General features: G+C 62.5%; 20 protein-coding genes, 1 tRNA gene and 1 pseudogene. 5 read left to right on the top strand and 17 right to left on the bottom strand.

The genetic code is table 11. The annotated features are described in order from the left end of the window. Window positions 1–3: 3 nt before the first annotated feature. The 4 genes from pstA to LB558_RS17415 form a co-directional block, all read right to left on the bottom strand. Window positions 4–1,320, bottom strand: coding sequence for a phosphate ABC transporter permease PstA (pstA, locus tag LB558_RS17430; protein ID WP_224698712.1), 1,317 nt, complete (start codon window positions 1,318–1,320; stop codon window positions 4–6). Next, on the bottom strand, window positions 1,317–2,783 hold the full coding sequence (gene pstC / locus LB558_RS17425; RefSeq protein ID WP_224698711.1) for a phosphate ABC transporter permease subunit PstC: 1,467 nt from the start codon (window positions 2,781–2,783) through the stop codon (window positions 1,317–1,319). The genes pstA and pstC overlap by 4 nt, the downstream gene beginning before the upstream one ends. Window positions 2,784–2,877: 94 nt before the next feature. Then, window positions 2,878–3,906, bottom strand: coding sequence for a PstS family phosphate ABC transporter substrate-binding protein (locus LB558_RS17420; RefSeq protein ID WP_224698710.1), 1,029 nt, complete (start codon window positions 3,904–3,906; stop codon window positions 2,878–2,880). A 509-nt stretch (window positions 3,907–4,415) separates the two neighbouring features. After that, complete coding sequence (locus LB558_RS17415) at window positions 4,416–8,972, bottom strand: PAS domain-containing protein (protein WP_224698709.1); 4,557 nt, start codon at window positions 8,970–8,972, stop codon at window positions 4,416–4,418. Between the two features lie 190 nt (window positions 8,973–9,162). Here LB558_RS17415 and LB558_RS17410 point away from each other — a divergent pair, with 190 nt between their 5' ends. Further along, entirely contained in the window at window positions 9,163–9,513 is a 351-nt protein-coding gene (locus LB558_RS17410) for a hypothetical protein (protein ID WP_224698708.1), read from the top strand. An 88-nt stretch (window positions 9,514–9,601) separates the two neighbouring features. Here LB558_RS17410 and LB558_RS17405 read toward each other — a convergent pair whose 3' ends face one another. Next, the gene (locus tag LB558_RS17405; protein ID WP_013529265.1) at window positions 9,602–9,838 is read right to left on the bottom strand and encodes a hypothetical protein; all 237 of its coding nucleotides are present in this window, start codon (window positions 9,836–9,838) and stop codon (window positions 9,602–9,604) included. A gap of 123 nt (window positions 9,839–9,961) precedes the next feature. Beyond that, the gene (locus tag LB558_RS17400) at window positions 9,962–10,876 is read right to left on the bottom strand and encodes a DUF2865 domain-containing protein (protein WP_224698707.1); all 915 of its coding nucleotides are present in this window, start codon (window positions 10,874–10,876) and stop codon (window positions 9,962–9,964) included. 299 nt (window positions 10,877–11,175) lie between these two features. Here LB558_RS17400 and LB558_RS17395 point away from each other — a divergent pair, with 299 nt between their 5' ends. Then, on the top strand, window positions 11,176–11,388 hold the full coding sequence (locus LB558_RS17395; RefSeq protein WP_127260450.1) for a hypothetical protein: 213 nt from the start codon (window positions 11,176–11,178) through the stop codon (window positions 11,386–11,388). 14 nt (window positions 11,389–11,402) lie between these two features. On the opposite strand, the pseudogene LB558_RS17390 reads toward LB558_RS17395, so the two are convergent. The 7 genes and pseudogenes from LB558_RS17390 to LB558_RS17360 form a co-directional block, all read right to left on the bottom strand. Continuing rightward, window positions 11,403–11,770, bottom strand: a pseudogene (locus tag LB558_RS17390) (hypothetical protein). A 367-nt stretch (window positions 11,771–12,137) separates the two neighbouring features. Continuing rightward, entirely contained in the window at window positions 12,138–12,995 is an 858-nt protein-coding gene (locus LB558_RS17385; protein WP_224698706.1) for a glutathione S-transferase family protein, read from the bottom strand. A gap of 25 nt (window positions 12,996–13,020) precedes the next feature. Continuing rightward, the gene (locus LB558_RS17380) at window positions 13,021–13,602 is read right to left on the bottom strand and encodes a VOC family protein (RefSeq protein ID WP_224698705.1); all 582 of its coding nucleotides are present in this window, start codon (window positions 13,600–13,602) and stop codon (window positions 13,021–13,023) included. A 272-nt stretch (window positions 13,603–13,874) separates the two neighbouring features. Continuing rightward, complete coding sequence (locus tag LB558_RS17375) at window positions 13,875–14,051, bottom strand: Flp family type IVb pilin (RefSeq protein WP_224698704.1); 177 nt, start codon at window positions 14,049–14,051, stop codon at window positions 13,875–13,877. A gap of 247 nt (window positions 14,052–14,298) precedes the next feature. After that, a tRNA-Glu gene (locus LB558_RS17370) sits at window positions 14,299–14,373 on the bottom strand. A 90-nt stretch (window positions 14,374–14,463) separates the two neighbouring features. Continuing rightward, complete coding sequence (locus tag LB558_RS17365; protein WP_224698703.1) at window positions 14,464–14,871, bottom strand: VOC family protein; 408 nt, start codon at window positions 14,869–14,871, stop codon at window positions 14,464–14,466. A 48-nt stretch (window positions 14,872–14,919) separates the two neighbouring features. Continuing rightward, complete coding sequence (locus LB558_RS17360) at window positions 14,920–15,303, bottom strand: fimbrial protein (RefSeq protein ID WP_224698702.1); 384 nt, start codon at window positions 15,301–15,303, stop codon at window positions 14,920–14,922. A gap of 29 nt (window positions 15,304–15,332) precedes the next feature. Here LB558_RS17360 and LB558_RS17355 point away from each other — a divergent pair, with 29 nt between their 5' ends. Both LB558_RS17355 and rpoH read left to right on the top strand, forming a co-directional pair. Beyond that, entirely contained in the window at window positions 15,333–16,373 is a 1,041-nt protein-coding gene (locus LB558_RS17355) for an RluA family pseudouridine synthase (RefSeq protein ID WP_224698701.1), read from the top strand. Window positions 16,374–16,574: 201 nt separating this feature from the next. Then, window positions 16,575–17,486 carry an RNA polymerase sigma factor RpoH gene (rpoH, locus tag LB558_RS17350; RefSeq protein WP_013529255.1) on the top strand — a complete coding sequence of 304 codons (912 nt, stop codon included), beginning with the start codon at window positions 16,575–16,577 and terminating at the stop codon, window positions 17,484–17,486. Window positions 17,487–17,643: 157 nt separating this feature from the next. Here rpoH and LB558_RS17345 read toward each other — a convergent pair whose 3' ends face one another. The 4 genes from LB558_RS17345 to LB558_RS17330 form a co-directional block, all read right to left on the bottom strand. After that, on the bottom strand, window positions 17,644–18,531 hold the full coding sequence (locus LB558_RS17345; RefSeq protein ID WP_224698700.1) for an MBL fold metallo-hydrolase: 888 nt from the start codon (window positions 18,529–18,531) through the stop codon (window positions 17,644–17,646). 113 nt (window positions 18,532–18,644) lie between these two features. Then, a complete protein-coding gene (locus LB558_RS17340) occupies window positions 18,645–19,304 on the bottom strand; it encodes a peroxiredoxin (RefSeq protein WP_224698699.1) in 660 nt (219 codons plus the stop codon). Window positions 19,305–19,574: 270 nt separating this feature from the next. After that, window positions 19,575–19,940: a cell division protein ZapA gene (locus tag LB558_RS17335; protein ID WP_224698698.1), complete on the bottom strand. Its 366-nt coding sequence runs from the start codon at window positions 19,938–19,940 to the stop codon at window positions 19,575–19,577. 11 nt (window positions 19,941–19,951) lie between these two features. Next, the gene (locus LB558_RS17330; RefSeq protein WP_013529251.1) at window positions 19,952–20,224 is read right to left on the bottom strand and encodes a DUF4164 domain-containing protein; all 273 of its coding nucleotides are present in this window, start codon (window positions 20,222–20,224) and stop codon (window positions 19,952–19,954) included. A gap of 263 nt (window positions 20,225–20,487) precedes the next feature. Between LB558_RS17330 and tkt the strand changes: the two genes are divergently transcribed. Continuing rightward, window positions 20,488–22,479, top strand: a complete 1,992-nt coding sequence (gene tkt, locus LB558_RS17325; protein WP_224698697.1) for a transketolase — start codon at window positions 20,488–20,490, stop codon at window positions 22,477–22,479. The last annotated feature ends 195 nt before the right edge of the window (window positions 22,480–22,674 follow it).

The following is a 22,674-nucleotide window of genomic DNA, read 5'->3' as shown; positions in this document are numbered from 1 at the left end:
TTTCTACCAGCGCCGCTCGAACCGACGCCGAAGCACGATCGCGGTGATGTTCATGGCCATGAGGAAGACGAGCAGGATGATGATGGCGCCCGACATGCGCTCGACGAAAGCGCGTTCGGCCTCGTTCGCCCACATATAGATCTGCACGGGCAGCGCGGTGGCCGGATCGAAAGGCGTCGTCGGTGGATCGGCGACGAAGGCGACCATGCCGATCAGCAGCAGAGGCGCGGTTTCACCGAGCGCACGCGCAAGACCGATGATGGTGCCGGTGAGGATGCCGGGCGCGGCAAGCGGCAGGATGTGCTGGAACACCATCTGCATCTTGGACGCGCCGAGACCGAGGGCTGCCGAGCGTATTGACGGCGGCACCGCGGCAAGCGCGGCGCGCGTCGCGATGATGATCGTCGGCAGCGTCATCAGCGTCAGCACCAGGCCGCCGACGAAAGCGGCGGAGCGCGGCATGCCCAGGAAATTGATGAACACCGCGAGGCCGAGCAAGCCGAAGACGATTGACGGCACTGCGGCCAGATTGTTGATGTTGACCTCGATAAGGTCGGTGAACCGGTTCTTCTTGGCGAACTCCTCCAGATAGATGGAGGCGGCGACGCCGATCGGCAGCGCCAGGAGCAACACGATCACCATCATGTAAAACGAGCCGATGATCGCCACGCCCATGCCCGAGGTTTCCGGGCGGCTGGAGGCGCCGTAGGTGAACAGGCCGCTGTTGAAGTGCTCGGCCATCGCGCCCTCGGCCTTGAGCTTGTTCATCCAGGTGATCTGCTGGTCCGAGACCTTGCGTCGCGCTTCCTCGACACTGAGGTCGATCTGGCCCTTGAAAGCCGAGTCGAGATTGGCGGCGGCGAGGATGTTGACGTTGCGTGTCGTGCCGATGACCGACGGATCGGCGGCAACGATGTCGCGCAACTGGACGCGGGCGCCTTCCGACAGGAAGCCCTTGAGCTGCTTGATCGCCGGCTTGTCATCGGGAGAGATGCCGAGCTTGGCCACCAGCGCGTTTTCGGCGAGCTTGGGATAATTTGCCTTGATCAGGACGCTCGGATCGGTTGCGCGTTTGCCGGAAGGATCGATCACCTTCTCGTCGAACGAGATCGGCAGTGATATTGTCGTCTGCCAGAAGGCGGTGTAGCCTTTCGAGACGATGGTGATCAGCATGATTGCCAGGAACGCCAGGCCTACGGAAACCGCCACGACGCCATAGATGCGGAAACGGCGTTCGGCGGCGTAACGGGCCTTCAGGCCGATGTCGCGGCGCGGATGGGCCGCCGCCCTGACCATCGTATCCATGGGAATGTCGGTCATTCGTACTGCTCCCGATATTTGCGCACGATGTAGAGTGCGACGATATTCATCACCAGCGTCAGCGCGAACAGCGTCAGGCCGAGCGCGAAAGCGACCAGCGTCTGCGGCGAATTGAACTCGAGGTCGCCGGTGAGCTGGTTGACGATCTTGACGGTGATGGTCGTCATCGCCTCGAATGGGTTGATGGTCAGGTTGGCGGCGACGCCCGCCGCCAGCACGACAATCATCGTTTCGCCGATGGCGCGCGAGGCAGTCAGCAGGATGGCGCCGACGATGCCGGGCAGTGCAGCCGGCAGGATCACCCGCTTGATCGTCTCGGAGCGGGTCGCGCCGAGGCCGAGCGACCCATCGCGCATGGCGCGCGGCACTGCGGTTATGATGTCATCTGAGAGAGAGGACACGACAGGGATCAGCATGACGCCCATCACCAGGCCGGCGGTGAAGATGCTCTGGCCCTGGATGAAGGGCGAGCCGCCGGTCAGCGCCGCGGACAGGTCGCGCAGGAACGGCCCAAGCGTGACGACGGCGAAGATGCCGTAGACGATGGTCGGTATGCCGGCCAGCAGTTCAAGCGCCGGCTTGACCACCGAGCGCACCCTGGGCGTTGCGTATTCGGCCATGTAGACAGCCGACATCAGCCCGACCGGCACCGCAACCAGCAGTGCGACGGCGGCAATGTAGAGTGTGCCGGAAAGAAGCGGAATCAGGCCGAACTGGCCCTGGCTGCCGCCCGAACCGGCAGCGGCGAAACGCGGATCCCAGACGGTGCCGAAGAAGAAACTCATCGGCGAGACGCTCTCGAAGAAGGTGATCGTCTGGAACAGCATCGAAAGCACGATGCCGACGGTGGTCAGGATGGCGATGGTGGAGGCGGCAAGCAGCCCCCACAGCATCAACCTCTCGACATTGTTGCGCGCCCTGGCGCGCGGCGCTATCTGCCTGAGTGCATAGAAGGCGCCGGCGAGCGAGCAAGCGAGAATGACAATAGCGCCGAACAGGCCGAGCCGGTCCTGGACCTTGTTTGCCTCGACGGCGATCGGGATCATGTAATCCTGTGTGTCGCTCGCCAGTGCCACGCCCTTGGCGGCGAGCAGCGGCTGCAACTCGGCAAAGCTGGCAGGCATTGCGGCCAGTGTGCCCGCATCGAGTTTGCGCAAGCCCTTGGCGAGGCTCTTTACCAGGCTGACATCCAGTGCCTCGCTGGCAACCTTGCTGTCGACGGTGCGCTCGGGCAACGCAGTGTGGATGTGTCGGTCAAGATAGACCGAAGAACCGACGGCCCAGACGGCAAGCAGCAAAAGAGCAGGCAGGACGGCGAGCAGGAAGGCCCACCAGCCATGATAGTGAGCGCGCGAATGCGGCTTGACCTTGCCATTGTCCTGGGCCGCGGCACGCTGCCGGCCGATGAAAAAGGCAACCAGGCCGACGGCAACGACGATGGCCAGTACGAGCAAGGACGACATGGACCCACCCCAAGAGAAATTCTAACGCAGCGCCATTGCGGCCTGCGGTGAAACCGGGGCGCGGATTGGCCCGCACCCCGGTTCGGCAACTTGATTACATCGACTTTCCGGTCGCGAAAGCGTCACGCTGGGCCTGACGCTCGGCATCCGGGGCAGCAACGAGGCCGTATTCGGCGAGCGGGCTTTCCGGGCCAACCATCTGGTCGTCGAGGAAGAACTCGACGTATTCCTTAAGGCCGGGAACGACGCCCAGATGCGCCTTCTTGACGTAGAAGAACAGCGGGCGCGAGACGGGATACTTGCCGCTGGCAATCGTCTCGGTCGAAGGCACGATGCCTTCCACGGTGGCGACCTTCAGCTTGTCGGCATTGTTCTCATAGAAGGCGAGGCCGAACACGCCGACGCCGGTCTTGTTGGAGTCGATGCGGGCGAGCGTCTCGGTATAGTCGCCATCGATGTCGACGGCCTTACCGTCCTTGCGGATGGCGATACAGGTTTTGCCGATTTCCTTGTCGTCGGCAATGCCGGCGGCCTTGAGAGCAGCCTTGTCACAGCCGGCATCGAGGAGCTTGGTCTCGAACACTTCGCGCGTGCCGTGCTTTTCGCCCGGAATGTAGGCGGCGATGTCCCAGTCGGGCAGCTTCGGATTGACCTGGCTCCACTTGGTGTTCGGATTGTCGACCAGCTTGCCGTCGACGACCAGTTTGGCCGCGAGCGCCCTGTAGATGTCGGCGGGAACCAGCGCCCAGTCCGGGCCCTTGATGTCGGTGGCGAAGACGATGCCGTCATAACCGATCCGGACTTCCTGGACTTCCTTCACGCCGGCGTCGGCGCAGGACTTGAGTTCGTCCGCCTTGATCGGACGCGACGAGTTGGCGATGTCAATCGTGTCTTCGCCGACGCCCTTGCAGAATTCCTTGATGCCGGCGCCGCTGCCGCCGGATTCGACGACTGGGGTCTTGAAGTTGGTGAATGTTTCGCCGAACTGCTCGGCAACGATCTTGGCATAAGGTAACACGGTCGATGATCCGGCGACCTGGATTTGGTCGCGCGCGGCGGCGAAGCCGGACGACGCGGCGAGCGCAAGCGCAGCGGCCGACGCCGTATAGAGGAATTTTTTCATGTGGCCTGCTCCTGTTCGGAAGATGGTCTCTCGGCGCTCGTCAGTCGGCGCCCGCTGAGGCCAATAGCCTTCGATTATAACAGTCGCATGACAGTTTGATGTCACCCCGGTAACGCGTCATCGGGATGAGCGGAATGCCGCATGGCCGGCACTCCCGACGCAGCCCGGCTTTGTCACCGGAATCAGGGACTTGCTTGATTCGGCCGAGGCTGGCCGGCGATTTTGGGATCAGCCGGCCTCTATGAAGAAAAGCCGGACGGGAGCGCGTTGCTCTCAGCCAAGACGATGTCGTGGCCGGGCCATCGCCGAAAACAGGTCCGTTGGGGTAGGTTGACGCTGTCTCATGCCGGCGGTCGCTGCTCCCGCCCGTAACTGGGAAGAGCGGAATTCGAATGTGGCCATTGTCTCGGCTGGATGCCGCCTTTGATATGGTGCGATCGCGCCATAGTCTTGGCGCTGGCGGGGGGCGCGAATCTTCGCCGCGTTCCCGCACTCGGGCAGAATCGGCCTTACCCGGCGTTGCGCTGAGCCTGCCGGCTGGCGCCGACCCAGCGCTCGACCTTCTCGAGCAACGCCCGGGGGCTGATCGGCTTGGGCAGATAGTCGTCCATGCCTGCCTCCAGGCAGCGCTCGCGGTCGCCCTTCAGCGCATGCGCGGTGACGCCTACGATCGGCACATGCGTGCCGGTTTCTTCCTCCAGCCGGCGAATGGCGGCGGTCGCTTCGAGACCGTTCATCTCCGGCATCGAGACATCCATCAGGATCATGCACGGGTTGAGCCGGCCGAAGGCGTCGAGCGCCTTGCGGCCATTACCGACGATCTCGAAACCATAACCGGTCTCGCCGAGGATCTGGGTGAACACCATCTGGTTCACCTCATTGTCCTCGGCCACCAGGATGTCCAGCCTGTCGCCGCCAGCCGCCACCGGTGGCCGGGGGCGAATCGAAGGCGGCTGCAGCAGCGCACGCTGTTCGGACGGTGCCGAGGGCTGCGGCCGCGCAAACTTGCCTGGAGCGGTGTCGGCAGCGAGCGGCTGCGCGTCGCTGCCGCCAGCGTTGTGGCGATGCCGCTGGATGGTGGCGACCAGCGTTTCCAGCAGCACCGAAGAGCGCGCCGGCTTGATCAGCTGTGCATCGATGCCAAGATCGCGATAGCTGGTGTTGGCGAGCGACTGGTCGACCGAGGTCAGCATGATGATCGGCGTGCCGGCAAGACCGGCTGTGTTGCGCACGATCCGCGCCATTTCGGCCCCGCTCATTTCGGGCATCTGGTAGTCGAGCACGACGCAGTCGACCGGCACGCCATAGGCGGCGGCGGCGATCAGCACCTTGAGGCCTTCGGCGCCGCTTTCGGCCGCGCAGGAATCGAACGTCCACGATGTCATCTGCTCGGTCAGGATCGCCCGGTTGACGGCATTGTCGTCGACGATCAGCACACGCGCGCCGGTCACGTCGATTGGCATGATGCGTTGTCCGTTCTGCTGTCCGGCTCTCGGCAGCGTCACCGAGAACCAGAACGTCGAACCCTTGCCTTCGGCGCTTTCGACCCCGATGTCCCCGCCCATCAGCTCGACGAGCCGCGAGGTGATGGCAAGACCGAGGCCGGTTCCCTCATGCCGCCGCGTCGACGAGGTGTCGACCTGGCTGAATTTCTCGAACACCAGTTTCAGTTTCTCCTCGGGGATACCAATACCGGTATCGGTGACCGAGATCGTCAGCTTCGTCCCGGTTGGAACCCTCTCGCCGGTGACGTCGACCAGCACATGGCCTTCATCGGTGAATTTCACCGCGTTGCCGAGCAGGTTGGTGACGATCTGCCTGATACGGCCGACATCGCCTATGAACAGGCTCTCGAGACGAGGCTCGACGCGCACGATGAGCTCGAGGTCCTTCTCCTTGGCGCGCGTCGACACCAGCGTCGCCACGTCCTCGATTGCCTCGGCAAGATTGAAGGGCGCCGGATCCAGCACCAGCTGACCGGCATCGATCTTTGAGAAGTCCAGTATGTCGTTGATGATGGTGAGCAGCGCATTGCCCGACTTCACGATGATGTCGGTAAACGTCTTCTGTTTCGGGTCGAGGTCCGATTTGGCCAGCAGTTCGGCCATGCCGAGCACGCCGTTCATCGGCGTGCGTATCTCATGGCTCATATTGGCGAGGAATTCCGACTTGGCGCGGTCGGCGAGCACGGCGCGCTGACGCGCCTCACGCAGTTCGGCCTCTCGCATCTTCAGCTCGGTGATGTCGGTGGTCGAGCCAATCAGGTAGAGCGAACCGTCGGAGGCGATCATCGCCCCCTTGCGGGCGAATTGATGCCTGACGCTGCCGTCGGCCAGCGTCACCGTCTCCTCGACCTCCTGGGTTTCGCCGGTGCGCAGCACGGCGAGATCGCCATTGACGAAGGCCTCGCCATCCGGCCCGAAAATCTCGATGTCGGTCTTGCCGATAGCCTCTTCCTTGCTGAAGCCGGTGAGATCGCACCAGCCCTTGTTGACATAGAACTGCCTGAGATCGGAGCGCTTGGCGTAGATCGATACCGGCACGTTATCGATCAGGCTGCGGAACACCTCGTTCTCGCGCATGCTTTCTTCCAGCGCACGCTCGCGCGCCTTGACGTCGGTGATGTCGGTGCTCGAACCGACCAGATGCACCGAGCCGTCCAATGCCACCAGGCGGCTCTTGCGGGTCATCAATTGCCGAACCGTGCCGTCGCGATGGGTGACGGGTTCCTCGACCTCCTTGACGATCCCCGTCACGGCGACTTGTGTGTCGTCATGGCTGTAGCCATCGGCGTCCTGCGTACCGAACAACTGCCGGTCGGTGCGGCCGATGACATCCTCCTTGGCCAAGCCGGTGATCGCGCACCAGGCCTTGTTGACGAATTCGATGCTCAGATCCTGCGCCTTGATGAAGGCGGCCACCGGCAACTCGTCCATCACGTGCCGGAACAGGTCGATCTGGCGCATGGAATCGCGCAATGCCGCCTCGCGGCTCTTGATCTCGGAGATGTCGACGCGAACACCGATGAAGGTGCCGTCATCGGTCCGCATGTCGTAGACCTGGTACCAGCGGCCGTCGGGGTTATGACGCTCGTAGCAGGAATTGGGCAAGCGGTAGCGGGCGAGGATCGCGTCAAGCCAGCGGTCATGATCGCTGTCGTAGAGCTGATCGATTTGCGGATCGCCGCTGTTGCGGAAATAGCCGTTCGCATGGCCCAGCACGAGCGCTTCGCGGAATGTACAGCCGGGCTGCCATGCCGGCTTCAAGGCCGGCAGCGTATCCTGGATCTTGCGGTTGGCGAACACGAACCTGTCGTCGCGATCGTAGATGATCACGGCGGCCGGCAAGGATTCCAGCACGCTGGCGAGATGCTTGCGCGCGTCCTCGGCCTCGATCTCGCGGCGCTTCATGTCGGAAATGTCGAACAGGAAACCGGCAACGTAGTTGCGGCCGCTGGCCATGCCGACGCGGCTCTTCCTGACGATGCGCGAGCGGCTGGCGCCATCGGCCTCGAAATTCTCTTCCACTTCGTACGGCCGCCCGGTGGCAAGGACGTCACGTTCGCTCTGCTCGAAAAGCGCGGTGTCCTTTGTGGTAAGGAAATCGCCGCCGGGCTTGCCGAGCATGGCTTGCGGCGTCTGGCCAAACAGAGCCGCGAACGCCTCGTTGACGAAGACGAAACGCAGATGGTCGTCCTTGACGAAGATCGGATCCTTGACGGCGTTGATCACCGCTTCCGCCAGCCGCGCTTTCTCCAGCGCGTCGGCAAGTTCGGCCTCCCGGTCCTTCATTTCGGTGACGTCGACATAAGAGATCAGCCGCTTGCCGCCGGCCAGCGGCGCCATCGACGATATCAGCGTGCGGCCGTCATTGCGCGGGAACTGCCGCGCCGCGGCGATCCCGGCCCTGATTTCCGCCTCGCGCTCGGCGACATGCCGCTGCCATGACGCATCGTCGGCACCAAACGGATCGATGTCGCGGCTGGCGTCCATCAGATCGCGGAAGCTGCAGCCAATCTCGGCGCGTCGGGCGTCGATCTGCCAGAAATCATAGAAAGCACGGTTGATGATCTCGGCGCGCATATCGGCGTCGAGGACGAGGACACCGATCGGCATCTGGTCGACCATAGTGCGGAGACTGACGAAGGTCTCTGCGATCTTGGCATTGGCGCTTTTGATCTCCGCATCGCGCTGCTTGATCTCGGTGACCTCATAATAGGTCAGCAGCCGCTTGCCCCCGGACAACGCCGTCACCGAGAACATCATCGTCCTGCCGTTGGCATGGACAAATTCGCGCGGCGCGACGGATCCGGCGCGAATCTCGTCGAGGCGAGTGGCGAGGTAGCGCTGCCATTGCTGTTCGTCGATGTCGCCATAGATGCCGTTGCGGCGGTTGAGCTCCATCAACAGGCTGAACGGAGCGCCGACGCTAACAGCGCCATCCGGAATTCTCGAGAGGTCGCGATAGGCCTTGTTGACGATCAGGGTGTCGAGCCTGGCATCGAGAAGCACGACGCCCATATGCATGGCGTCCATCGTCCGCTCGAGGTCGGCCAGATGCTGGTCGGGCTCGCCGTCGGCCGATGGTTCCGGCCCCGGACCTTTGAAGGCGCCGGCCAATGCCGTGACGTTGCGGCCGATGCCGCGATAACCGGCAAATCTTCCTTCGTCGTCGAACTTTGGAAAGCCAGACGTCAAGACCCAGCGGCAGTCGGCGTTGCCGCCCTTGAGTTCGTAGACGAAGTCGCGAAAAGGCCGGTGCGCCTGCAGATCCTCCAGATGCGGGGCGCCACTGTTCAGGACCTGGTTGAGGAAGTCGAAGCGGAACCGGCCAAGCACATTTGCCGGATCGATGCCGGTGGCTGCCCGGTAATTTTGCGAAAGCCAGGAGAAGCGCAGTTCGGCGTCCGTCTCCCAGACCCAGTCGGAACCGGCTTCGACGAGTTGGCGAAGCGCATCGTTCGAATCCATGCAAGAGGCGGACGATGATGCATCGTCGCCACGCGCTGTGGACCTGCGAGGCCCGCGCTTGCCGCGCGCGCCGATTGTTTCGTCCGCTTCCGCCATGCCGTCCCCACCCCGAAAACCAAGGCCGAACCCTCCTCCGCGGTTCGTCGGCGGAATGTGCCCGAGAAGCATTAAGGATCCGCTAACCTTAACGGTCGGTTAGCCACGATTGCGCGGCGCGGTCTGCTTCATTCCGCCGGTTGTCGGCGGGGTCGAACCCGCTATATAAGCAACGGCAGGGGTATTGCTGATGCTTGGACGGATTGTGCCTTTTTTCATGGGGCTGGCGCTACTTTTCGGCGGCGGTTGCTCGCGCAGTTATGACGGCACGGTCGTCATCCCGAGACCGCTCGATGTCCGGCGCTTCTGGGACCGGCCGCCAGCGAATGTCGACTATGGGCAAGCCGAGGTCGAAAACGGTGCCTTTCCGGTGGCGCCGCAGCCACCCCGGCGTTTTTCCGAGCGCAAGCTCAGCCATGCCGCGCCGAGACGGCAACAGACGAGGTTGCCTGCATCTGCGTCCCTATCGGCGCCGGCGAAACCGCTGACCTGCAGGAACGTCAGCGAGCCTGGCAAGAGAGCTCGCATGGTCTGCGATTAGATTGAAGCTTGGTCCTAAGCGGGACCCGCTTTTAGGATGGATTCGATCGAACAAGACGCGATCCGCGGATAGCTCGGTGAACCTGCCATCACAGTGAAGCAGCGCCCTTTTTCGGCTCCTTCGCACCGAGCTTGTCGAGTGCGAGACGAACCTGACGCAGATCTTCCTGCCAGCCATCATCGTCGTCCATCGGACCCTCCGAGGCAGCCCGCTGCAGCCCACGCGCCTCGGATTCTATCTCGCGCAGTTCGGCGATTTTCTGTTCGGTGGTCAGCGAGTCGTCTTCGACGATCTCCAGCACCCGCATTTCCCTGAACGTAGCCACGGCGTTTCTCCCGGCTGATGTCGATCACAACGCCGTGAGCGCCCCTCTGTTCCAGACGGATCACGCAACCGCACCGCAGCAGGCACGCCGCAACCGATGATCGCCACCGAGCAAGGCCGGCGATTATTCGGCTGGGAAAAACGCCGGGCCGACCACGCGCACCGACCGCTCGCCGGCCCCGATCGAAAGATGCTGGGCGGCACCTGGGGCTTCGACATCGATCCCAGGAACAGCTGCAACCGTACCGAGATCCGGCTTTGCCGTCGGCAGCGGAATAATGGCATTGCGCATGTTGGCGGGCGTCACGGTCCTGGCTCGCAGTTCGGTGACCCGCTGGTAGTACCGCTTGACGTCGCATGCCTTGAAATTCGCATCATCGCGATACCTGAAGGCTGCCGGCAGCTCGGTATAGGGTTTGCGCGTGTCGAGCGCGATCATCTGGTCGGTTTCGAGGCTGGCGTCGCTCAACGTGTAGAGGTCGACGCTGGGGTCATCGCAGATGTAACGGCATTGATCGGCCGTCTCCTTCAGATCGCCGCTGGCGGCGAATTGCGACCTTGGCGCCGGGAAGAAATACCCGTCCGACAGACGCACGCAAAACAGCATCGCATTGCCGGCGAACGTGGTGCTCGCCGATTGGGTGCCGGGCGCGGCACGCACAGGCCGTTGCTTTGCCGAAGGCGCGCAGCCAAGCGCCACGAGGCGCGCCTGCAGGCCCGCTGTGTCGCGGCCTGGATTCCCGGCGGCAGCGATCCGGCGCTGCACATCCGAGCGGCTCCTGGCGAGATCGGCGCAAGCGTTGAAGAGACCACCAAGAGAACTTTTCGCCGTGCACTGGCGCTGTCTCTCGATAGTCTGGATGGCTGCAAGTTGCCGGCGCAGTTGAGCAAGCTCCGGGCTCGCCCCGTTGCTGCGGCCAGCCGAAAGCAACTGGCTTCTGATCGCGCCGCAGCTGTCCGCATAGGACGAAAGCGTACCGAACAAAACCGACGCCAGCGAAATCAATGCGACCATCATGGAAGGCCAGAAACGGATCATCGGGACAACTCGGTCCTTTTTGCGGAGAACCTGGAATTACAGTCCATCAATTCACCAAGCTTCAGCTACATGAGTAAATTCTAATGATCTCAAGGGCTTCAACCTGAATAACCTTTTGTCTATTGTATTATGTCACCTCGTGTAAATTCGATATTACATTTTTATTTCAAGATTGAGACGAACCTCGAAAGAAAGCGCAAGCCTGCAACGTAGCGGACCGAGATCGATGCGCCATTATCGCCAGGCGTGCGAAACCTTTGCCCGGCCTTCCGCGTTGAAGAACCAAAGGGAGAACGCAGATGTCGATCCACTTCACCGTCTCGGACCTGACAAGAAACCTGTTTCACTCGCTGGGGCTGGACCAGCGCGCGCCTAGGCCTCTCGATCCCGAGCAAAGCCTGTTGCTGGAATGCTATCTGGCCGGCCAGGTTCCGGAATCAGCCTGGAGCGACTACGTCTTCGAGACACCCGATCTTGCCCGGCATGCCGAGGCAAGGCGCAGTCACCACTGAGCCGACGATGAGGCTTACTTGGGAGAAGCGAATTGCAACGTGAACACGTTGCCGGCGATCCCTTGCGCCAGCTTCGCCGAGAACGTCAGGGGAGGCAATTCTGCAAGGCCGTTGTTGCGGTATCGACAAATGACTTTTTCGCTTTGGCATCGCCATCCACCTTGATGGCTGTCGGCCTCGGTGGGCCGATCAGCGTGCCGTCCCGCTTGAAGCTGAAGCTCAAGGTGACGCTGGCGGTTCCGGCATCCGCCGGCGGTGTCCAGCATGCCTGAATGGCGGTCCCGACGTCGTCCATGGTGTTCAGTTCAGCCGCATTTGAAGGATGAACGGCGCTCGCCAGCATCGCGCCCGCAACCGCAACCCGCCTCGCAACGCTTTTCATCGCCAGCCCTCATCGCGCCCCGACAATCCATGCCGGACTGCCGAAATGGATGGTAGGGCCAACGCCGGCGATGACAATATCTCTCCGCAAAAGTTGACGCCAAAAAAAGCGACAGCGGCCGAGGCTTGCGTGACCTGATCGCTGCTCGATCACGCCCGGCGATAGAGTAATGGAAAGTGTGAAACGGTTTTCCGAGAAAAGCGCATGGAACTGCGTCGAACAAAGAGACGGCGTTCGAAAAGCAAAAAGGCCGGCATTGCGCCGACCTTTCCTATCGCTACGACGTTCTGCGCCAGTACATCCGTGGTCGCGGGCCGAAAGCGAATTGCCTGCAGTAGACAGGGCTTTGGTTAACGAATCCCTAACCTCAGGCCTTGGCCTGCGATTTCACATGGGCGATGTAGCCGCGCACGTCGCCGGCCGGCTCGCTATAGGCCTTGCCGAGCTTCTTCTCGATCGCCGCCAGATAGTCATCAGCCCATTTGGGCAAGGCATAGTCGATGACGGCCAGGAATTCGAGCGTGGCCGCCAGGCGGATATCGGCGATCGACGGGTTCTTGCCGCCGATGAACGGCTTGCCGTCCCTGAAGAAGCTATGGAAGACCTCCAGCGGCTCGGCGATCGCCGCCATCGCCGCCTTCTGGGCTTCGGACTTCTTGTCGGGGTGGGCGTCGCTGTGGCCGACCTCGCCGGCATAGTGCGGGAAGCCGAGCGCCGGATAGGTGGCGCGCGCAACATAGGGGTAGAGCGTACCGATCAGGTAGAACATGGCACTGTCGACCATCGCCCGCTTGGCCGGCGCCTTTGGATAGAATTTCTCCAGCCCGTGCTTGTTGGCGAGATACTGCATGATGGCGCAGCTTTCCCACAACACGCCTCTGGGGAGGCCCTTGTCCTCGATCATCGGTGTCAAATGGGCGGGATTTCGCGCCATGAATTCCGGCGAACGGGTGTGGCCCCAGGCATCGGTCTCGGCATGGTCGAAACCGGCCGCGCGTGCAAACACCCGCACGGTCATGTTGTTGACGCTGGGCTTCAGCATGCTGAGCTTTAGCGCCGGCTTCTTGGCCGGCTTGGCCTTGGCCCTGGGCGCGGCTTTTGCCGTCGCCGTCGCCGCAGGCTTGGCGGCTGCCTTGGCTTTTGGTTTTGCCGCGGCTTTCGCCGCCGGCTTGGCGGCAGCTTTGGCCGCGGATTTCGCGCCCGTCTTCGTCGCTGTCTTGGCCATCTTGTTGTTCCTCCCTCTGGCGTGTTCAGTATGGGTTCTTCGCTGCCCGATCATCCGACAAGGTGGCGCGGGAACGCTCGACGAGCGCCTGGATCGCATCGGCGAGATGCACTTCGGCGATGTTGTAGTCGCCGCGCGCGACCCGGATCTTGTGCGCTTCCATCAGCACATCGGCATGGGTTAAGCCCGCCGGCGGCTCGAAGCGGTAGGACGCCAACTCGATCAGCAGGCCGAGCGGATCCTCGAAATAGATCGAATCCATGAAACCGCGATCCTTCACGCCGCTGTGCTTGATGCCGCGCTCGTCGAGCCGGGGGACCGCCTGCAGGAAGGTGACGCGCGACACCGAAAAGGCGATGTGGTGGACACAGCCCGGATCGGTCGGCGTGCGCCGTCTCTCCGGTGTGCGGCTCTCGTCGGTAAAGATGGTGATCAGCCGGCCGTCACCGGGATCGAAATAGAGGTGGCTTTCCCTCGGCTTGTCGAGATTGGGCTGCTCGAAGATGAACGGCATGCCGAGCACGCCTTCCCAGAAATCGATAGAGGTCTGGCGCCCGGCGCCGACCAGCGTGATGTGATGGACCCCCTGCGATTGCAGCTTCTGCATTGGCCTTCCTCCCCACGGCATCAAAACTGGCCGTCCGGACAGCGCGGCGTTCTGCGCGCCGCTGGAGCCGTACCTCAGGATCCGTGACGTGATGCTAATGCAAACGGCCCCGCGGCGCCAGACGAACGCGCCGACGCAACGGATAAAGCTGACTGATTGAGAGTGCGCCGTACGTCCTTCCGATGCCCGGCATCGGAAGGACGTACACGCTACGCTCTCGGAGGCTGAGGTCGACGAGTCCGGTCGATGGCCGACCGAATTGATGTACCGACTTACGAGCCGCTGCTGTTGATCGTAGTGCCGACGTTCGTAAACATCCCGTTGAGCGAATTGCCCAGCGCCCCGGCGCCAGTGATGATCGCCAGCGCGATAAGAGCCGCGATCAAGCCATACTCGATCGCGGTTGCGCCAGACTCGTCCCAAGCGAAACGATAGGCTATTTTCTGCATTTCAACCTCCCGCAGCTACTAAAGTGATAACTAATATATCGCCGTGAGTTGCGGGGACGTTAAAGTTCTCGGTTTCGGCTCCGTTAACATTTGCCAGACGAATGCAATGAAGGCCGGAGTCGTTGGTGCCACTGGAATCTTCAAGGTTGCGGCTACCGTGCAGAGCGGGTTTCCCGAACGCCGCAGTATCGAAGGTCGTCGACTTCAGAAATGAAATCGACGGCATCCTGTAATTTGTCGAAAAATCTGGTACGCCCAAGGGGAATCGAACCCCTGTTCCCGCCGTGAGAGGGCGGTGTCCTGACCGCTAGACGATGGGCGCGTTCAAGAACCGGCGATATAGGCTGAGCGCTGGGAAAAAGCAACTGGGGTTAGGCCGCTTTCCCTTGCCAGGGAAAAGCCGGCCGTCAACCTATCGCTTCGGTTCGATCAGATCCCAGAGATTGCCATGCAGGTCGGCGAAAATTGCCACCGTGCCGTAGGGCTCGAAGCGCGGTGCTTCGCGGAATTCGACGCCCTTCTCCAGCATCGCCGCGTGGTCGCGGGCAAAGTCGTCGGTTTCCAGGAACAGGAAGACACGCCCGCCGGTCTGGTTGCCGATGCTTTTGCTCTGTGCTTCGTCGGAAGCCTCGGCCAGCAGCAGCCTGGCGCCCTGCCCCTTGGCCGGCGCCACTGTGACCCAGCGCTTGCCGCCGCCGAGATCGACATTTTCGACGAGCAGGAACCCCAGCCTCTCGACATACCAGGCGATCGCCTCGTCATAGTTGGCGACGACCAGCGCGACCGTGGCGACGCGACGATGCTCGGCGAACCCGCTCATCCCTGAGGCTTGCTCATTGGCCTGCTGCCGCTCATCGTTGCGGCTCGGTCACTTGTTGCGGATCGCAAAGCGGCCGACCAGGCGGCGCTCGGCGACATCGTAGACGAAGATCGTGCGGCTGCCGTCGGCAAGCTCGGCATCGATCGAGACACGATTGCCGGACAGCGACTGGCTGACCACCTTGGCGCCGACCGGCAGCACGATGTCGCCGCTGACCGGTTCGCCGGCGGGTGTCTGGATATCTCCGGCCAGCGGCGGGTTCGCCGGCGGTGCATTGCGCGCTTTGTAGACAAGGGCGCCGATCACCACCATAAGGGCGAGGAACAGCAGGCCGAGATTGATCCCGACGAAGCGGACGAGTTTCCTGCGCACCTTTTCGACCTCGGGGTCGAGCGGCTTATCCTGGTCTTCTTCGGCGATCGGGCTGGCCATGGCAAAACAAGTTCCGGAACGGTTTTTCAATGAGCGCTCATAGCGAAGAGGCCCCTGAATTGATAGAGGCGGTACCGACCGTGCTGGTGGCAGATGCGGATGCGGCCGGTCAGCGCCTCGACCAGTGGCTGACGGCAAGGCTTGGTCCGGACATGTCACGCAGCCGCGTGCAGATGCTGATCAGGCAGGGCGCGGTCTCGGTCGACGGCAAGCCTGTCGACGAAACCAAGCGCAAGATGGCGCCGGGCGAAAGCGTGTCGGTTACCATGCCGGAACCGGAGCCGGCGGAACCGCAGGGCGAGAACATCGCGCTCGATGTGCTCTATGAGGACGACGAGCTGATCGTCATCAACAAGCCGGCCGGGCTTGTCGTGCACCCCGGCGCCGGCAACTGGACCGGCACGCTGGTCAATGCGCTGATCCATCATTGCGGCGACAGCCTTTCGGGCATCGGCGGTGTGCGGCGGCCAGGCATCGTCCACCGCCTCGACAAGGAGACCAGCGGCGTCATGGTGGTCGCCAAGACCGACCGCGCCCACAAGTCGCTGTCCGAGGCTTTCGCCGATCACGGCCTGACCGGGGATCTCGAACGTGCCTATCTGGCGTTGGTCTGGGGCATACCGCAGAGGCCGACCGGAAGGGTCGACGCGCCGCTCGGCCGCGCCGCCGACCGCGTGCGCCGTGCCGTGGTACCGGAAGGACGCGACGACGCGCGCCATGCGGTCACCCACTTCGCCGTGCAGGAGCGCTTCGGCGAGAGCCAACAGGAGTTCGCCATGGCCAGCCTTGTCGAATGCCGGCTGGAGACCGGCCGCACCCACCAGATCCGTGTCCACATGGCGCATATCGGCCATCCGGTTATCGGCGACCCCGATTATGGCCAAGCCTTCCGCACCAAGGGAAACCGGCTGCCCGAACCCTTGAAAAGTCAGGTCAAGGCATTTCCCCGGCAAGCTTTGCATGCCTGGCTCCTTGCATTTCGCCACCCCACTACCCATCTAACGATGAGGTTCGAGGCGCCGTTACCGAGGGACATGGAGGAACTCGTCGGCGGCTTCCGCAAACTCTGAACCCCGTCACCAACAGCCATCAAAAAACCTGACTGACATTGTTCACTTCAGCGTGACACACTGTTTCGTGTTGAACAAATGCCTGTCTTTTCTGGTTTTGTTCCTGTATAAGATCTGATGTCGCGGGCGAGCCTTTTGGTGCTCGCGTCACATGCCCGCCGCGTTTCGGGGGCATCACTCCAATAGAGAGGGGGCGCTATCATGGCCCAGTCACTACCCAGTATCGTTTCCGGCGAAGGCGGCCTCAGCCGCTACCTGGAAGAAATCCGCCGCTTTCCCATGCTGCAGCCGCAGGAAGAGTACATGCTCGCCAAGCGCTACGCCGAGCATGAAGACACTTCCGCCGCGCACAAGCTCGTCACCAGCCACCTCAGGCTCGTCGCCAAGATCGCCATGGGCTATCGCGGCTATGGCCTGCCGATCGGCGAAGTGATCTCGGAAGGCAATGTCGGCCTTATGCAGGCCGTCAAGAAATTCGAACCCGAGCGTGGCTTCCGCCTCGCGACCTACGCCATGTGGTGGATCAAGGCCTCGATCCAGGAATACATCCTGCGCTCGTGGAGCCTGGTCAAGATGGGCACGACCGCCAACCAGAAGCGCCTGTTCTTCAACCTGCGCAAGGTGAAGGGCAAGATCCAGGCGCTCGACGACGGCGACTTGAAGCCCGACCAGATCGCGGAGATCGCCACCAGGCTGAACGTTTCCGAAGCCGAAGTGGTGTCGATGAACCGCCGCCTGTCGGGCGACGCCTCGCTCAATGCCCCGATCCGGGCGAGCGAAGGTGAGTCCGGCGAGTGGCAGGACTGGCTGGTCGACGACCACGAAAGCCAGGAAGAGATGCTGATCGAGCAGGACGAACTGGAAAACCGGCGCGGCATGCTGTCGGGCGCTCTTGCCGTGCTCAACGAGCGCGAGCGGCGCATCTTCGAGGCCCGTCGCCTCGCCGAGGAGCCGCTGACGCTGGAAGAGCTGTCGTCCGAGTTCGACATCAGCCGCGAGCGCGTGCGCCAGATCGAGGTGCGCGCCTTCGAGAAGGTGCAGGATGCGGTCAAGGCTGCCGCCAAGCGCCAGACCCAGGCGCTGCGTACGATTGAGGCGCAACCCGCGGCTTAAGGGCAGGGTTCGGTTGAGAATATAAGGCGGCGTCGGGAAACCGACGCCGCCTTTTTTGTAGCGGACTGCAATGGCGGTTGGCGAAAACGGGGTCGACAGCCAATCTCCCCCCAGGTGGGAGGATCGGCAGCTTCACCGGCGCCACAAAAAATACCCCTCACAGCCCGTCCAGTGGAAATTTCAGGTACCGCCGGCCATTCGCTTCGGGTTCGGGCAGCCTCCCGCCATTCATGTTGACCTGCAGCGCATGCAGGATCAGCCTCGGCATCGGCAGCGTCCTGTCGCGCGCCTCGCGCAGGGAGACGAACTCGGCCTCGCTGCGGGCGGCAGCAAGATGGGTGTTGGTCGCCTTCTGTATGGCGACCGTGCTTTCCCACAAAGGTTCGCGCCCGCCGGCCTGGTAGTCATGGCCGACAAAGACGCGCGTCTCGTCGGGCAGCGCCAGGATGCCCTGGATCGAGTGCCAAAGCCGCGCGGCACTGCCGCCGGGAAAATCCGTCCTCGCCGTGCCGCTGTCGGGCATGAACAGCGTGTCGTGAATGAAAGCGGCGTCACCAACCACATAAGTGATCGAGGCCAGCGTGTGCCCGGGCGAGAACAGCACCCTGACCGGCAGGGTGCCGATCCGAAAGGTTTCGCCCTCCGCAAACAGCCTGTCCCACTGCGAACCGTCGGCGGGAAAATCCGGCCAGTTATAAATCGCCTTCCACAAATTCTGGACGTCGACGACCCTGTCGCCAATCGCTGTCGGCGCTCCGGTCTTCTCTCTCAAATAGTGCGCCGCCGAGAAATGATCGGCGTGCGGATGGGTGTCGAGGATCCATTCGACGCTCAGCCCCTGCTCGCTGACGAAGTCGAGCAGGACATCGGCATTCGTCGTTGCCGTAGCACCGGATTTCTCGTCGAAATCGAGGATCGGATCGATGATGGCGCAGCGTTTCGTCGCCTGGTCGGCGACGACGTACTGGATGGAGCCGGTCGGCTTGTCGTAAAGGCCGGTGACCGCAGGCTTTGCCAAAGCAACGTCCAATTCCGGCTTCCCCATCCCTTGGCGGAAGAGGGATGATTTACTCCGCCACCGCAAACCAAGAGCATGGTTGTCTGGCAAGACGCACTCGTCAAGCACGCCTTGCCGGAAAAGTACGAAAATCGAAACAGCTAGGCGGATGGCTGCTTGGTCTTCCTGAGATAGGGCAGGATGGTCTCGTAGGCGCCGAAACGCTTGATCGCATCCTCATTGGAAACGGCGGCAGTGATGATGACGTCCTCGCCCTGCTTCCAGTTCGCCGGCGTCGCCACCTGGTGCTTGGCGGTGAGCTGCATGGAATCGACCGCGCGCAGGATTTCGTCGAAGTTGCGACCCGTGGTCATCGGGTAGGTCAGCACCAGCTTGATCTTCTTGTCCGGTCCGATGACGTAGACCGAGCGCACCGTGGCGTTGTCGGCCGGCGTGCGGCCCTCCGACGTCTCGCCGGCGCCGCCCGGCAGCATGTCGTAGAGCTTGGCGACCTTGAGGTCCTTGTCGCCGATCAGCGGGTACGTCACCGAATGGCCGGTCGCCGTCTTGATGTCGTCCTGCCACTTGTCGTGGCTCGCGACCGGATCGACCGAAATGCCGATGATCTTGACGTTGCGCTTCTTGAACTCGCCTTCCAGCCCGGCCATCGTGCCAAGCTCGGTCGTGCAGACCGGGGTGAAATTCTTCGGGTGGCTGAACAGGATCGCCCAACCGTCACCGATCCACTCATGGAAGTTGATCGTCCCCTGTGTGGTCTCGGCGGTGAAGTCCGGCGCGATGTCGTTGATACGAAGGCTCATAGCTTATCCCTACCCTGTGACAATGCCGCAAACCCACTGCCGCGGCTGGGCACCTTTCTAGCACCCTCGGCAGCGACCTACAAAACGCTTAAGGCCAGCGACGGCGGCGACTGCGAAAAATTTCTGTCCTTCATGGCAGCGACGGCAGGAATTTTCTAGGCAACCACCGAAGCGGTGGCGCTCGAAACATCCCGGCTTCCGGAAAACGGCTTAGCAAGACGGAGTTGGACCTGGGGGCATAGCGCCTGAACCGGCAACCGTGGCAGGCCTTCAGGCTTTGTTGACCGCCAACGTAGTCGCCAGGTCTTCCATGCGCTGCGCCAGCGCGCCGAGCGCGTTGGTGAGCACGCTATCGCTCTTGTCGGCCTTGGTCAGAGCCTCGTCGCGGGTCTTGCGCAAGGTCAGCACTTCGCTTTCCATGCCCTTGACGCGTTTCTGCAACTCCGAGAGTTCATCCATCACCATGATGCCGGCCATCACGGTCAGCCGCTGATCGCCGATCTCGCCGAACGAGTCCTTCAGGTGCGAAACATAGCGGTCGAAGCGCTCGGCAAGGTCGATCAGATGCTCTTCCTGGCCCTCGTCGCAGGCCATGCGATACTGCTTGCCGTCGATTGAAACCGTGACCTGTGCCATCGGGCCAGCTCCTATCTGTCCAACACGGCGCGGATGGTTTCCATGGCGGTCACCAAACGTCGCGAGACTTCCTTGTTGGCGTCTTCCAGCCGTTCGGCGCGCGCTTCGGAATTGTCGAGTTCCTGCGCCAGCCGCGAGCGATCGGCGTTCATCCGCTGCACCTCGGCCTCGGCTTCGGAGTAGTCGCGTTCATGCTCGAGCTTGGCCGCGACGGCGTTTTCCAGCCCCTCGATGGCCTTGCCCAGCCTCGCGATGACTTCCTTGAGTGTGGCTTCCCCGGTCATGGCCTTCGTCCTGTGCCCTGCCCATCACCGAATCGTTCGCGTTCAGAACGCGTTATCCCTGAAACATTAGGCACCGGGTGAAGGCAACGTCAACAAAGCTCTCGCGACTGTCCCCCGCTAACGCTAATGTAGGTCCGCCGCCGGCATCACAAGACCGGCAAATGTGCACCCGATTTGTTGACTAAAAGCCCGCGCCTGCTATGTGTCGCGCACCCTTTTCAAGGGCTCTCCCAAGCCCCCAAACCCCCACTTCTGGAGGAACCATGACGTCGCGTGAACAACATGACCGGATGGCCAATGCGATCCGCTTTCTCTCCATGGACGCCGTCGAGAAGGCAAATTCCGGCCATCCCGGCCTGCCCATGGGCTGCGCCGATATCGCCACGGTGCTGTTCACGCGCTTCCTGAAATATGATCCCAAGGCCCCGCACTGGGCCGACCGCGACCGTTTCATCCTGTCTGCCGGCCATGGCTCGATGCTGCTCTATTCGCTGCTGCATCTGACCGGCTACGAGGACATGACCCTCGACCAGATCAAGCACTTCCGTCAGTTGGGCTCGAAGACCGCCGGCCATCCCGAATACGGCCATGCCACCGGCATAGAGACGACGACCGGCCCGCTCGGCCAGGGTCTGGCCAATTCGGTCGGCTTCGCGCTCGGCGAGCGCATCATGAACGCAGCCTTCGGCAACGACCTCGTCGACCATTACACCTACGTACTGGCCGGTGACGGCTGCCTGATGGAAGGTGTTTCCCAGGAAGCCATCGCGCTTGCCGGCCACCTCAAGCTCAACAAGCTGATCGTCTTCTGGGACAACAACAATATCTCGATCGACGGTCCGGTCTCGCTGTCCGACAACACCGATCAGGTCGCCCGCTTCCAGGCCTCCGGCTGGAACGCCAGCCATATCGACGGCACCGATCCGGAAGCCATCGCCTATGCCATCGAAGCTGCCCGCCATTCCGACAAGCCGACCATGATCGCCTGCAAGACGACCATCGGCTTCGGCGCACCGACCAAGGCCGGCACCAACAAGGCGCACGGTTCGCCGCTCGGCGCTGACGAGATCGCCGGCGCGCGCAAGTTCTTCAACTGGGATTCGCCGCCCTTCGAGATTCCGGCCGACATCCTCGACGCCTGGCGCACCGCCGGCAAGGCCGGCGCCAAGCCGCGCACCGACTGGGAAGGTCGCCTGGCCAAGGCCGACGCCAAGCTGAAAGCCGAGTTCGAACGCCGCCTCAGTGGCAAGCTGCCGTCCAATTTCGGCGCCGTCATCGCCGACTACAAGAAGAAGCTTGTCGCCGACAAGCCGAAGGTCGCCACCCGTAAATCGTCCGAGATGGCGCTGGAGGTCATCAACGGCGCCGTGCCCGAGACCATCGGCGGTTCCGCCGACCTGACCGGCTCCAACAACACCAAGACCAGCCAGACCAAGAACATCACGCCAGACGACTATGGCCAGCGCTATGTCCACTACGGCATCCGCGAGCACGGCATGGCGGCCGCACTCAACGGCCTGACGCTGCATGGCGGCCTCATCGCCTATGGCGGCACCTTCATGTGCTTTTCCGACTACGCCCGCCCGTCGATGCGGCTTGCATCGCTGATGGGCATCCGCTCGATTTTCGTCATGACCCATGATTCCATCGGTCTGGGCGAAGACGGCCCGACCCACCAGCCGGTCGAGCATCTCGCCGCATTGCGCGCGATCCCCAACCACAATGTCTTCCGCCCGGCCGACGCGGTCGAAACCGCCGAATGCTGGCAGATCGCGCTCGAGTCGGAAAAGACGCCGTCGACCTTGGCGCTGACCCGCCAGAACCTGCCGACGGTGCGCACCGAATTCTCGGCCAAGAACCTCAGCAGCCAGGGCGCCTATGAGCTGGCCGCCGCCAGCGGCGAGGCGGCGGTAACGATTTTCGCCACCGGCTCCGAGGTCGAGATCGCGCTTGGCGCGCGCGAGCTGTTGGAAAAGCACGGCCATCCGACCCGCGTCGTCTCGGTTCCCTGCTTCGAACTGTTCGACCAGCAGAGCGACGACTACCGCAAAAAGACGATCGGCAATGCGCCGATCAAGATGGCGATCGAAGCCGGCATCCGCCAGGGCTGGGATCATCTGATCGGTTCCGACGGCATCTTCGTCGGCATGACCGGCTTCGGCGCCTCGGGCACGATCGAGCAACTCTATCCGCATTTCGGCATTACCGCCGAGGCTGCGGCCAAGGCGGCGGAAGCCCGCCTGCATACCAAGTAGGGCCTGTGCATGCCGCCCAAAGTTGTATCGCAGTTTTGGGCCAACGGCATGCACAAACCAAAATCAGTCCGGCGGAACCGCGCATGCGGCTTCGCCGGTCTGGCCTAACTTAATCGATTTAAATCCACGCCACTGCGGCTGGATTCTTTCTGCTTCCGCCGCTATGAAACTGCGGACCCCTCGTCCGCCCTCCAA

The organism is Mesorhizobium sp. CO1-1-8 (assembly GCF_020164875.1).
Classification (GTDB): Bacteria; Pseudomonadota; Alphaproteobacteria; order Rhizobiales; family Rhizobiaceae; genus Mesorhizobium.
This window is presented reverse-complemented; position numbering and strand designations above follow the sequence as displayed.